Source organism: Methylobacterium persicinum, from assembly GCF_022179525.1.
GTDB classification, from domain to species: Bacteria; Pseudomonadota; Alphaproteobacteria; order Rhizobiales; family Beijerinckiaceae; genus Methylobacterium; species Methylobacterium persicinum.
Window position 1 is genome coordinate 59,668 of sequence record NZ_BPQX01000001.1, and the last position, 12,153, is coordinate 71,820.

At 70.6% G+C, this 12,153-nt stretch carries 11 protein-coding genes; 6 read left to right on the forward strand and 5 right to left on the reverse strand.

Going from position 1 to position 12,153, the window contains the following annotated elements; genetic code table 11:
* Nucleotides 1–83: 83 nt before the first annotated feature.
* Complete coding sequence (locus MFF22_RS00255) at nucleotides 84–485, reverse strand: hypothetical protein (RefSeq protein WP_238247015.1); 402 nt, start codon at nucleotides 483–485, stop codon at nucleotides 84–86.
* Between the two features lie 275 nt (nucleotides 486–760).
* On the opposite strand from MFF22_RS00255, the gene MFF22_RS00260 reads away from it, so the two are divergent.
* The 3 genes from MFF22_RS00260 (at nucleotide 761) to bioB (ending at nucleotide 4,707) form a co-directional block, all read left to right on the forward strand.
* Entirely contained in the window at nucleotides 761–2,497 is a 1,737-nt protein-coding gene (locus tag MFF22_RS00260; RefSeq protein WP_238247044.1) for a PHA/PHB synthase family protein, read from the forward strand.
* A gap of 301 nt (nucleotides 2,498–2,798) precedes the next feature.
* Nucleotides 2,799–3,674 carry a fumarylacetoacetate hydrolase family protein gene (locus MFF22_RS00265; RefSeq protein ID WP_238247017.1) on the forward strand — a complete coding sequence of 292 codons (876 nt, stop codon included), beginning with the start codon at nucleotides 2,799–2,801 and terminating at the stop codon, nucleotides 3,672–3,674.
* Between the two features lie 31 nt (nucleotides 3,675–3,705).
* Nucleotides 3,706–4,707: a biotin synthase BioB gene (gene bioB, locus MFF22_RS00270; protein ID WP_238247019.1), complete on the forward strand. Its 1,002-nt coding sequence runs from the start codon at nucleotides 3,706–3,708 to the stop codon at nucleotides 4,705–4,707.
* A 4-nt stretch (nucleotides 4,708–4,711) separates the two neighbouring features.
* Here the strand turns inward: bioB and MFF22_RS00275 are convergent, their stop codons facing one another.
* From MFF22_RS00275 to mnmA, 4 genes are all read right to left on the reverse strand, one after another.
* Nucleotides 4,712–6,220 (reverse strand): sensor histidine kinase, encoded by a 1,509-nt coding sequence (locus tag MFF22_RS00275; RefSeq protein WP_370877495.1) that lies wholly within the window; start codon nucleotides 6,218–6,220, stop codon nucleotides 4,712–4,714.
* 168 nt (nucleotides 6,221–6,388) lie between these two features.
* Entirely contained in the window at nucleotides 6,389–7,192 is an 804-nt protein-coding gene (locus tag MFF22_RS00280; protein WP_238247023.1) for a TVP38/TMEM64 family protein, read from the reverse strand.
* Nucleotides 7,189–7,842: a class I SAM-dependent methyltransferase gene (locus MFF22_RS00285; RefSeq protein WP_238247025.1), complete on the reverse strand. Its 654-nt coding sequence runs from the start codon at nucleotides 7,840–7,842 to the stop codon at nucleotides 7,189–7,191. Before MFF22_RS00285 ends, MFF22_RS00280 begins: the two co-directional genes overlap by 4 nt.
* 95 nt (nucleotides 7,843–7,937) lie before the next feature.
* The gene (gene mnmA / locus MFF22_RS00290) at nucleotides 7,938–9,089 is read right to left on the reverse strand and encodes a tRNA 2-thiouridine(34) synthase MnmA (RefSeq protein ID WP_238247027.1); all 1,152 of its coding nucleotides are present in this window, start codon (nucleotides 9,087–9,089) and stop codon (nucleotides 7,938–7,940) included.
* Nucleotides 9,090–9,330: 241 nt separating this feature from the next.
* Between mnmA and MFF22_RS00295 the strand changes: the two genes are divergently transcribed.
* The 3 genes from MFF22_RS00295 to sciP all read left to right on the forward strand — a co-directional run bounded on the left by MFF22_RS00295 (nucleotide 9,331) and on the right by sciP (nucleotide 11,784).
* A complete protein-coding gene (locus MFF22_RS00295) occupies nucleotides 9,331–10,683 on the forward strand; it encodes a flagellar hook-length control protein FliK (RefSeq protein ID WP_238247029.1) in 1,353 nt (450 codons plus the stop codon).
* A gap of 50 nt (nucleotides 10,684–10,733) precedes the next feature.
* A complete protein-coding gene (locus MFF22_RS00300) occupies nucleotides 10,734–11,417 on the forward strand; it encodes a flagellar hook assembly protein FlgD (protein WP_238247031.1) in 684 nt (227 codons plus the stop codon).
* A gap of 91 nt (nucleotides 11,418–11,508) precedes the next feature.
* Nucleotides 11,509–11,784, forward strand: coding sequence for a CtrA inhibitor SciP (gene sciP / locus MFF22_RS00305; protein ID WP_238204121.1), 276 nt, complete (start codon nucleotides 11,509–11,511; stop codon nucleotides 11,782–11,784).
* The last annotated feature ends 369 nt before the right edge of the window (nucleotides 11,785–12,153 follow it).

The following is a 12,153-nucleotide window of genomic DNA, read 5'->3' on the forward strand; positions in this document are numbered from 1 at the left end:
CCCGCTTCGTCAGTGTCCCTGTTGGGCGCGAACCGCTGCCTATAGCAGAGGCCGCCGCGCCCGCCGATACTTAAAAATCCGGATCACTGCGGCGGCGGCGTGGCGGGTTTGGCACTTGGCTTTGCGGCCGGGTCCGACGGCGGGGCGATGCCCTTGGCGACGCCCTTGGCGGCGCTCTCGGCCGCATGACCCCGAGCGACGTTGCGGCCCCGGGCGCTCTCCAGCTCGGATTCCAGGGCCTTCTGACCCTCGGTGTTCTTCGGGCGAATCGCCCGGCGCGGCGCATCGACGCCGACCGCCATGTAGTCCGGCGTCTCCTTTGGCCGGGAACTTGTCACGAAGTCGGGGGCATCCACCTTCTTAGGGCCATAGCCCGCATCGGCGGCCAGGGTTCGCACCGTGTCGCCGGAACAGGCGGCCAAGGGCGACAAAAGGGGCGAGACGAGAAGCGCGAGGATGAGGCAGCGGCGCACAACGACCGTCATAGGGGATCCTCCCGCGCACGATAGGGTCGCGCGATGAGAACATGGTTGGGTTGTCGCGGGAGAAACCCGCACCGGGGTGGCGAAACGTTCGGCTCGCTCCTTAATGTGTCGGAAACGAGGCTCGTCGGCAAAGGCGGGTCGCAATGATCGAGGGAGGCATGCCCGTGACGAGCCCGCAGCAGAGGCAGGCGGCGGACAAGGCCGCGCCGGATTCCGTCATCACCAAGCCGGCGGGGCCGGGGGATGCCAGCGCCGCCCTGCCCGATTTCGAGGCGATGTCGCGCAATGCCGGCCAGCTCGTCGAGGCGCTGGGCCGCAGTGCGGCCCGCTACCTGCAGCCCGAGGCGCCGGTCGGCCCCCCGAGCGAAGTCGGCGAGATGGTCCGCACCCTCGGCAAGGTCGCGGAATCATGGCTGTCGGACCCCAACCGCACCCTGGAGGCCCAGACCCGCCTGTCCCAGGACTTCCTGACCTTGTGGGGCTCGACCTACCAGAAGCTCCAGGGCCAGGAGGCGCCCCCCGTCGCCGCCCCGGAGCCCCGGGACAACCGGTTCGCCCATCCGGACTGGTCAGCCAATCCTTATTTCGACTTCATCAAGCAGGGCTACCTCATCGCCACCCGCTGGGCCGAAGACCTCGTGGAGGAGGCGGATGGGATCGACGAGCACACCCGGCACAAGGCCCAGTTCTACCTGCGCCAAGTGACCAGCATGCTCTCGCCGTCGAACTTCCTGGCGACCAACCCGGAATTGATCCGCCACACACTGGCGGAGAACGGGGCCAACCTCGTCCGCGGACTGAAGATGTACGAGGAGGATCTGGCGGCGGGCGGCGGGGCCCTGCGGGTGCGCCAGACCGACCCTTCCGGCTTCGAGGTCGGCCGCAACATGGCGGTGACGCCGGGGGAGGTCGTCTTCCGCAACGACCTGATGGAATTGATCCAGTACGCGCCCACCACGGAGACGGTGTTCAAGCGCCCCCTCCTGATCGTGCCCCCGTGGATCAACAAGTTCTACATCCTCGACCTCAATCCGCAGAAGAGCTTCATCAAGTGGATGGTCGATCAGGGCCTGACGGTGTTCTGCATCTCTTGGGTGAACCCAGATGAGCGGCACGCCGAGAAGGACTTCGAGTCCTACATGAACGAGGGGATCGAGACGGCGATCGACGCCGTCGGCGCGGCCACCGGCGAGACCGAGGTGGCGGCGGCGGGCTACTGCGTCGGCGGGACGCTGCTTGCGGTCACGCTGGCCGTTCAGGCGGCCACCGCCCGCAAGCGGATCACCAGCGCCACCCTGCTGACCACGCAGGTCGATTTCACCCATGCCGGCGACCTGAAGGTCTTCGCCGACGAGGAGCAGATCAAGCAGGTCGAGGCGCGGATGGGGGAGCGCGGCTACCTCGAAGGCGCGCGGATGGCCAACGCCTTCAACATGCTGCGGCCCAACGACCTGATCTGGCCCTACGTCGTGAACAACTACATCAAGGGCAAGGCGCCCTCGGCCTTCGACTTGCTGTACTGGAATTCGGATGCCACCCGCATGCCGGCGGCGAACCATTCCTTCTACCTTCGCAACTGCTACCTGGAGAACAACCTCGCCAAGGGCAGGATGGTCATCGGCAACGTCCGCCTCGACCTGAAGAAGGTGAAGATCCCGGTCTTCAACCTCGCCACCCGGGAGGACCACATCGCCCCGGCGGTTTCGGTGTTCAAGGGATCGAAGCGCTTCGGCGGTCCGGTGGATTACGTGCTGGCGGGGTCCGGCCACATCGCGGGGGTCGTGAACCCTCCGGCCAAGCCCAAATACGGCTACTGGACCGGTGGACCGGTGAAGGGGAAGTTCGAGGACTGGCTCGGTGCGGCCGCCGAGACCCCCGGCTCGTGGTGGCCCTACTGGCTGCGCTGGATGGAGGCGCAGGCGCCCGAGCGGGTACCGGCCCGCATCCCCGGCGGCGGCGCCCTGCCCTCGCTCGGCCCGGCCCCGGGGACGTATGTGAAGGTGCGCTCCTGAAACGGCATCCCCTTACGCGGAATCCCCTCTCCCCGCCTGCGGGGAGAGGCCCGCCGACACCTTGTCGTGTCGGCGGGAAGCGAGAGGCGAAGCCGGAGCGGGGGTGAGGGGGCTACCCGGAGGAGACTCATTCGGGCAGCCCCCTCACCCCCGGCTGCCGCCTCGCTTCGCCCCCGGCAAGGGGGGCTCAGCCCTCTCCCCGCAGGCGGGGAGAGGGGATGCGCACGCCGGCCGGGAGCACTCCCCCATCCCCCTCCCGGCCGCTATGGTGGCCCGGACCCAGTCTGGAAGAGGTTGCACGATGAAGCTGATCCGCCACGGCGCGCCCGGCGACGAGAAGCCCGGTCTCGTGGATGCGCAGGGGCGTTTTCGCGACCTGTCCGGGATGGTGAAGGACATCGCCGGGCCGTCCCTCTCGCCTGAATCCCTCGCCCGGCTGAAGCTCCTCGACCCCGAGCGCCTGCCCCTCCTGCCGCCCGACGTGCGGCTCGGCCCCTGCGTCGGGGGCACCCGCAATGTGGTGGCGATCGGCCTGAACTTCTCCGACCACGCCGCCGAAACCGGCATGCCGATCCCGGCCGAGCCGATCGTGTTCAACAAGGCCCCCTCGAGCCTGTGCGGACCCAACGACACGGTGATCCTGCCCAAGGGCTCGTCCTGCACCGACTGGGAGGTGGAGCTGGCCGTGGTGATCGGACGACCGGCGAGCTACGTCCACGCCAACGAGGCCCTCGACTACGTGGCCGGCGCCTGCATCTGCAACGACGTGTCCGAGCGGGACTGGCAGATGAACCGCGGCCCCACCTGGACCAAGGGCAAGAGCGCCCCGACCTTCGGGCCGCTGGGTCCCTGGCTCGTGACCCTCGACGAGGTCGGCGACCTCAAGAACCTCGCGATGAGCCTCGACCTCAATGGCGCACGCGTGCAGACCGGTTCGACGGCCACGATGATCTTCGACGTGCCCCAGATCGTGGCCTACTGCTCGCACTTCATGCTGCTGGAGCCGGGCGACGTGATCACCACCGGCACGCCCCCCGGCGTGGGCTTTGGCATGAAGCCGCCCCACTACCTGAAGGAGGGCGACGAGATGGTCCTGCGGATCGAGAAGCTCGGCGAGCAGCGCCAGAAGGTCGTGGCCTTCGACGCCTGGACGGCGCGGTCGGCCGCGGGGGCTTGATTTTTTGCCGGCGAGCCCGGCAAGGAAAGCCATGAGCGAAGCTGCCGTGACCCTCAGGGACGACATCCGCCACGACTGGACCGTGGACGAGATCCGGGCGATCCATGACGGACCGCTGATGGACCTCGTGTTCCGGGCGGCGACGATCCACCGCCGCTACAACGATCCCGCCGACATCCAGCGGGCGTCGCTCCTGTCGATCAAGACCGGCGGCTGCCCGGAGGATTGCGGCTACTGCTCGCAATCCGCCCACCACAAGGAGACGGGGCTGGCCCGCCAGCGCCTGATGCCGGTGGAGACGGTGCTGAACGAGGCCGCGGCGGCCAAGGCGGCCGGGGCGACCCGCTTCTGCATGGGCGCGGCGTGGCGGCAGCCCAAGGACGGCCCGGAATTCGACGCGGTGCTCTCCATGGTGAGGGGCGTGCGCGGCCTCGGCATGGAAGCCTGCGTGACCCTGGGGATGCTGACGGCGAGCCAGGCCGAGCGCTTGGCCGAGGCAGGGCTCACGGCCTACAACCATAACCTCGATACCGGCCCCGACTATTACGACAAGGTCGTCTCCACCCGGACCTACGACGACCGGCTGACCACCCTGGAGCGGGTGCGCGCGGCGGGTATCGGGGTCTGCTGCGGCGGCATCATCGGCCTGGGCGAGGAGGTGAGCGACCGGGCCGCGATGCTGCACGTCCTGGCCAACCACGCGCCCCATCCCGAGAGCGTGCCGATCAACGCCCTCGCCCCCGTCGCCGGCACGCCGCTGGGCGACGCGGCGACGCCGGTCGATCCCTTCGACATGGTGCGCATGTGCGCCACCGCCCGCATCGTGATGCCCCGGTCCCGGGTGCGCCTCAGCGCCGGCCGGCGGGGCCTCAGCCGGGAAGCGCAGACCCTGTGCTTCCTCGCCGGGGCGAACTCGATCTTCTACGGCGAACGCCTCCTGACCACGGCCAACGCCGAAGAGGATGCGGACGCGGCCCTGCTCGCCGAACTCGGCATCCGCGTGGCCGAGCCGGTGATGGAAGCGGCGGAGTAGGCACTCACGCCGCCGGCAGGACGATGCGGAAGCGGGTGCCGCCCGCCGTCTCGTCCAGGGTGAGGGTGCCGCCGTTCATCTCGATGAGTTCGGCGGCGATGGGAAGGCCGAGGCCGGTGCCCCCGGCCCGAACCGAGCCCTGGAAGGGCGCGAACAGGTTCTGCCGTGCCCGGGGCGGAAGACCCGGCCCGTTGTCGGAGACGAGGATCGTGACCCGGCCCTCCGGCCCGGCCGAGGCGCTCACCCGCACGGTGGGGTTGGACGTTCCCGCCCCGTCGAGGGCCTGGACGGCGTTGCGCACGAGGTTGGCCAGCGCCCGGGCCAATTGCTCCGAGTCGGCGAGCACGACGAGATCCTGCCCCTGCGTCTCGACGGCGACCGTCCGATTCGCGAGGGCGGCGATGTCGGGCAGGTCGGCGAAGAGCGGTGCAAGGGGGGTCGGGGCGAGGTGGGGCTCGGGCTCGATCGCCCGGCCATAGGCCAGGGTGCCCTCGCAAAAACGGATCGCCCGGGCCAGGGTGCCGACGAGGAGGGGGGCGATGCGCTGCACCGAGGGGTCGGCGGTGGCCTCCAGGCGGTCCCCGAGGAGTTGCGCCCCGGTGAGCAGGTTGCGCAGCTCATGGCTGATCTTGCTCACCGCGAGGCCGAGTTCCGCAAGGCGCCGCTTCTGGCGGAGCTGGTCGGCAAGGCCGCGCTGCATCTTGGCCAGGGCCGCCTCGGCCTGCCCGATCTCGTCCGTCCGGTCGGAGGGCGCGATGATCCGCCCGGCATCCTCCGGGGCGTCGGCGAAGGCGGTGATGTTGGTGGCGAGCCGGCGCACCGGGCGCACGATCAGCACCTGGAGCACCACGAAGACCAAGCCGGCCGCCACCGCCGCGATGATCAGCGAGGACACGGCCAGGCGCAGGGCGTAGTCGATCATGGCCGTCCGCAGGGGCGCCTCGTCGAGGAGGATCTCCACCTGGCCGAAGCCCGGCTTGCCCTGGCCGACCACGCGGATCGGCTCGGAGACCGGTGAGACCAGGGTCCGCCACGCTCCCCGCAGGGAATCCCAGGTGGTGACAGCGCCGAGATCGACCGTGTCGGCGACCCGCTCCGGGATCGGCTCGGTCGCGAGCAGGCGCTGCGCCCCCGCCCCGCGCACGGCGATGGCCCGGGCGTTGACGCCCGCCAGGAGCCGGCTTTCCAAGGCCTCCGAGACCGGCTCGGCCGTGCGCCCGTCGAGGACCAGGGCGGCGACCTGCGCGGCCGCGAGCCGGTCATCCATCCACTCGATCCGGTAGTTGGCGACGGCCGGGACGAAGGTGAGGATCTCGGCCACCACCACGAAGGCGACCGTGACGAGGAACAGCCGTCCGGACAGGCCGAGCCGCCGCGGGCGCAGATCGGCGCCGTCGCGGGATGCGACCGAAACCTCCCGAGGCAGTCCGACGATGCTGTCGGTATCCGCAGCCACCCTACTCACGCCCCCCGCTCCATCCACTTCCAATTGTTTGCCCTCATATGGGCGCATCGGACGATGGAGCAGCCACCTTCGATAGACCCGCCCGGCCGCAGCGTCGAGGGACCGCACCTTCCGGGGTGTGCGAATCCACGCGCATCGATGACGCGCCATGGAACGGTGGGGCCCGGAGCCATTCGCGAGGGGACAGGTAGCATGCACGGTCCCGTTGGCGTGCGCTCAGCCGTCGCCACCTCGCCCCGGACGAGCCTCACCCCGTGCGCGCAGGCGGCGGGCGAGGACGAGGCCGAAGAGGCCGAACGCGCCCAGGAGGCTCAGTCCCAGGACCATCTTCGGCGTGACGAGGGCCGCCGGCGTCAGGGCGTCGTCGCAGGCGAGCCCGCCCCCCGCGAGGCAGGTGGCCCTGGCGGCCTCGTGGGCGGCGACGACCTCGTCGATCCCCGCCCCCGTGGTGGCGTAGACGAAGGCCCCCGGCAGGAGGCCGAGGAAGGTCGCCGCGGCGAAGGTCCGCAACCGCACGCCGCAGGCGGCCGGCGCGAGGTTCGTCATCCAGAAGGGAAAGAGCGGCAGCACCCGGAAGGTGGCGATGTAGCCGAAGGCGTCCCGCCGGAAGGCGGCGGCGAACCGCTCCAGCCGGGGGCCGCCGAACCGCTGGAGCAGCTCCCGGCCGGGACCGCGGCCGATGGAGAAGACCAGGGAGCCCCCCGTCGTGGCGGCGCAGACCGCGAGCAACGCCCCCGGTACGATCCCGAACAGGAAGCCGCAGATCATGGTCAGGATCAGCGTCGCCGGCACGGAGACGACCACCGCGCCGAGATAGACGAGGTAGGCCGCGGCCATCGCCCGGACGTAGTCGGCCGCGACGAAGGCCTTGAGCCAGGCCCGGGAGGCGAGCAGGCTGTCGAGGCTCAGGAGATGCGAGGCGCCGGAGGCGAGGGCCACGAGGGGCAGGCCGACGAGGAAAACGAGGGGCAGCCAGCGGGCGATGGGACCGCGGCGCCCGGGGGCCGGCGGGGCGCTCACCCGGCCTTGCGCATCCGCAGGATCTTGAAGAAGCCGCCGGGAAAGGTCGGCTTCAGCCCCATCACCTCGACGCCGTTGCGCCGGGCCCAGGCCTCGATGCGCGTGGCCTTGAAGTCCGACGACCAGCCGATCTTGGTGCAGAGCGGCGCGACGATCTCCTCGACCCGGGCGAGGGGGCCGTCATCCTGCCCGAAATGGTTGGCGAGCACGATGCCGCCGCCGGGCCGCACCACCCGCAGGAACTCCGACAGGGCGGCTTCCGGGTCGGGCACGAGGGTGATGAGGAACTGCGCCACCACCGCGTCGAAGCTCGCATCGGCATAGCCGAGATGGCACACATCCATGACCTGAAGGCCGTGTACGTGGGTGAGCCCCCGCCGCATCACCTTGTTCCTGGCCCGCTTGAGCATGTCCTCGGACAGGTCCACCCCGCAGACGAAGCTGCCCCGGGGGTAGTAGCCGAGGGCGAGCCCCGTGCCGACGCCCGCCTCCAGGATCCGCGGGCCATAGGCCGAGGCGGCCTCCACCGCCGCCCGGGCGGCGGGCTCGGTGAGCTTGTCGTAGACCACGTCGTAGACGGGGGCCCAGCGGGCATAGGCCTTGCGCATCAGGGCCGTGCTCGGCCCGGCCACCTGCGGCTCGCTCAACATGGCTGTGTGACGTTCCTGGAAGGGGTTGGTGTCAGGCCGCGCGACTCGGCCCGGCTCGGGTGATCATGCCGCTTCCAGCGGCTTCCCTCGTATGGTCATGCCGCTTCCAGCGGCTTGGCCGACAACGCATCGATCCGCCGGATCGTGCCGCCGCCGAGCACCCGCGCGCGGGGATCGTCGCCGTCGTAGATCACGCAGGCCTGGCCCGGCGAGACGCCGTCCTCCGACTCGGCCAGCACGATCTCCGCCCCGTCGCCGTCGAGGGTCAGGGAGGCGGGGCGGGGCGGCCGGGTGGAGCGCACGCGGACCGCCACCGGCAGATCGCGAACGGACTCCCGCGCCCCGTCGCCGAGCCAGTTGAGGTCGTCGAGGCGGATGCGGCGGGTGGCGAGCGCCGTCCGGGGGCCGACGACCACCCGGGCCGTCTCCGGCTCAAGGCGGACGACGTAGAGCGGCTCACGGCCCGACAGGCCGAGGCCCCGGCGCTGCCCGACCGTGTAGTGCAGGATGCCCTCGTGGCGCCCCAGGGGGCGGCCGGCGAGGTCCACGATCTCGCCGGGGCGGGCGGCGTCCGGGCGCAGGCGTGCGATCACGTCGCTGTAGCGGCCCTGAGGGACGAAGCAGATGTCCTGGCTGTCCGGCTTCTCCGAGATCGCGAGGCCGAGGTCCCGGGCGAGGGCCCGGGTCTCGTCCTTACCCAGCTCGCCGAGGGGGAAGCGAAGGAAGGCAAGCTGCTCGGCCGTGGTGGCGTAGAGGAAGTAGCTCTGGTCCCGGCCGGGGTCCCGCGCCCGGTGCAGAGCCCGGCCTCCACCCGGCAGGGGCCGGCTCGCCACGTAGTGCCCGGTGGCGAGGGCCTCGGCGCCCAGTTCCCGGGCGAGCCCGAGCAGGTCCCGGAATTTCACGGTGCGGTTGCACTCGACACAGGGAATCGGGGTCTCGCCGGCGAGGTAGCTCTCGGCGAACTTGTCGATCACCGCGTCCCGGAACCGGTCCTCGTAGTCGAGGACATAATGGGGGATGCCGAGATGGTCGGCGGCGGCGCGGGCGTCGTGGATGTCCTGGCCGGCGCAGCACGCGCCCCGGCGGTGGGCCGCCGCCCCATGATCGTAGAGCTGGAGGGTGACCCCGACCACGTCGAATCCCTGCCGCTTCAGCAGGCCGGCGACCACGCTGGAATCGACGCCGCCGGACATGGCGACGACGACGCGCGTCTCGTGGGGGGGATTCGGAAGGTCGAGGGTGTTCATCGCGGACTGCGTCAGGCGGCCGTGCGCCCGAGGCTGCCGGTCCGCCGGCCCCGTCTATAGCGGCTGTCCGGCCGGGTGGAAACCACAACCCGGCAGAACCTGCCGGCCGGACGGCAGGTTCCGCCGCCGCCGATACATCCGCGCGGGGCCACGCTCCGAAATTTAATATTTTCGATCAATGGTTTGCCGGAATTTCCGGACTGGCTCGACCCTTGCTCCGGGACACCCGAGGAGCATCGGCATGGCTTACGGCGCGACGGATCGGGTGGAGACGGCAGCGTGGCGTTCGCAAGCTTGGCGGACTGCGGACACGCCGCGCCATGCCGACTCACGTCCGTCGCGCTTCGACGACATGCTCGCCAGGGCCGACCGGGACAGGGCCGACCAGACCAGGGCCGATCAGACCAAGGCCGACGAGGCGAAGGCCGATCAGGAGAAGACCGACCAGGCCCGGACGGACCGAACGAAATCCGATCAGACGGCCGCTGACCGGGCGCAGTCGCGCCGGGCCGACGATACCACGCCCCCGGACCGTCCGGTCGCCGGGCGCGGGGACGCATCCGGGCCGGACCGGACGGCTCAAACCCGTCAGGCGGGCGACGCCACGAAGGATGCGGGCAAGGCCCCGCCGCAAGACGGCTCCGCCCAGGGCGATGCGGTGGCCGGAGACCAAGCCGCCGCCCCTGCCGCGGGCAAGGTGGCCAAGCCGTCCGACGACACCACCCAGATCCCGGACGGGCAGGGCAAGCCCGATGCGGCCGGGCTCATCCCTGCCCCTGGGACGCCCCCCCTCGTGGCGGTCCAGGTGCCTCAGACGCCCGCCCCCACCGTGGCGACGGGGACGCCGGGCGCACCCCCGGCCGGGGCGCAGGGGATCGCGGCGGCGGGGATCCCCAAAACCGGCGGCACGGCCGTCGCGGCCGGTGTCGCGACCGGGGCGACGGAGGCGACCGCCGCCGAGCCGGCCGCATCGGACGGCGATGCCGGAGCTGCAGACGCCAAGGATTTTCTCTCGGCCCTCGCCGACGCCCGCCAGGGTTCCGCCGCGGCCGATGCCGCCCCCGCCGCCCCGGCGCAGGGCGCATCTGCCCAAGGGGTGAGCCAGGGTTCGTCTGCCGCTCCAGCGGCGACCGTCCAGGCGCAGGCCCCGGCAGCCCCCACGCCCCCGGCCGTCCCCATCGGGCAGGTGCCGATGACCATCGGCCTTCGTTCCCTCGCCGGCTCCAGCGAGTTCCAGATCCGCCTCGACCCCGTCGAACTCGGACGCATCGACGTGACGCTCGAGATCGACAAGGCCAAGGGCACGGTGGCGACGCACCTCGTGGTGGACCGGCCCGACACCCTCGCCCTGCTCCAGCGGGATGCCGGCCAGCTTCAGCAGGCCCTGACCCAGGCGGGGCTCGATCCCAGCGCGGGTGGGGTCAACCTGTCCCTGCGCAGCGACAGCCAGACGGGGGGGCAGACCGCCGGGCAGCCGGGCGGCGGAGACGCCCGCCAGGGCAGCCCATGGGCCTCCAGCCGCGCCGACACTCTCCCTGAGTCCGCCCCCGTGCAGATCCTGCGCGGCTACGGCGGCCTCGACATCCGAATCTGAGGCGCCCCCGTGACCCGGGCGCCCCACCCCCCGACCCAGGAGACCACACCATGACCGCGGGCATCTCAAGCCTCGTCAACAGCAGCTCGTCCTCGTCTTCGTCGAGTTCGTCCACGAGCTCGACGGGTCTCGCCAGCAACTTCACCCAGTTCCTCACCCTGCTGACCACGCAGCTGAAGAACCAGAACCCCCTCGACCCGATGGATACCAACCAGTTCACGCAGCAGCTGGTGGAATTTGCCGGCGTGGAGCAGCAGCTGAAGACGAACGACCAGCTCGGCAGCATCCTCGCCGCCTCGCAATCGGCGAGTTCGGCCTCAGCCACCAGCTACATCGGCAAGACCGTCACCACCGACGGTACCGCGGCCCAGCTTCAGGACGGCGCGGCCACCTGGACGCTCAATCCCGCCCGGGCGGCCACCAAGGCGGTGGTGACCATCAGCGATTCCAAGGGGAACGTGGTCGCCACCCAGACCACCTCCCTGCAGTCGGGCAGCCAGAACTACACCTGGAACGGCAAGACCTCCGCCGGCCTCTCGGCCGCCAGCGGCCTCTATTCCATCAAGGTCGCGGCCACCGATGCGACGGGCGCCAACGTCACCGTCGACACCAGCGTGAATGGGACGGTGAGCGAGGTGGATCTCACCGGAAGCACGCCGATGCTGGTCGTGGGCTCCCAGAAAGTGCCGCTGTCGAGCGTCCAGCAGATCGGGTTGTCCACAAGCGGCTCATGACGAATCACATCCGAGCGATCTGCTTCACCATCTTTTAGGTGGGCGCAAGTAGCTTCATCCCTCGACGGGTTAGTCGAGTGTAGAGCGTATCATGACCGAACCCCACCGCCCGAGAGTGAAATACGTGATCGGGCCCGACGGCAGTCCCTTGACCATCGCGGACCTGCCTCCGCCCACCACCCGGCGTTGGGTGATCCGCCGCAAGGCGGAGGTCGTCGCCGCCGTGCGCGGCGGCCTCCTCAGCCTTGAGGAAGCGTGCAAGCGTTACACGCTGACCACCGAGGAATTCCTGAGCTGGCAGTTCTCCATCGACCAGCACGGACTTGCCGGCCTGCGCACCACGCGCATCCAGCACTACCGGCACTGAGAGACCCCGGCGCGCCCGGGCAGCGGAACGCCTGAGAACGACGCGCCCTCCGGAGGATTTCGCTCCGAGGGGGCGGAGCCGGCCGGTCCGGCCCCCAGCCTCATCTCACGATCCGACAAGCCGCGCGCGGGGACACCGCGCGCGGCTTTTGCGTCAGGAGAGGCGCCGATGGCGACGGGCATTAACGGTGCGCTAACCACAAACCGGGCAATTTCTGCCGAGTGGCCCCTTCCTGGCCCACCCGCGTCCCGAGCGTAACTCCCGTGAAGCCGATCATCGATCTCGTTACGAAGCTCGGCCCGGCCCGGCTCGCCGCGATGGCGGCTGTGACGCTGACGCTCATCGGCTTCTTCGCCTTCATCATCCTGC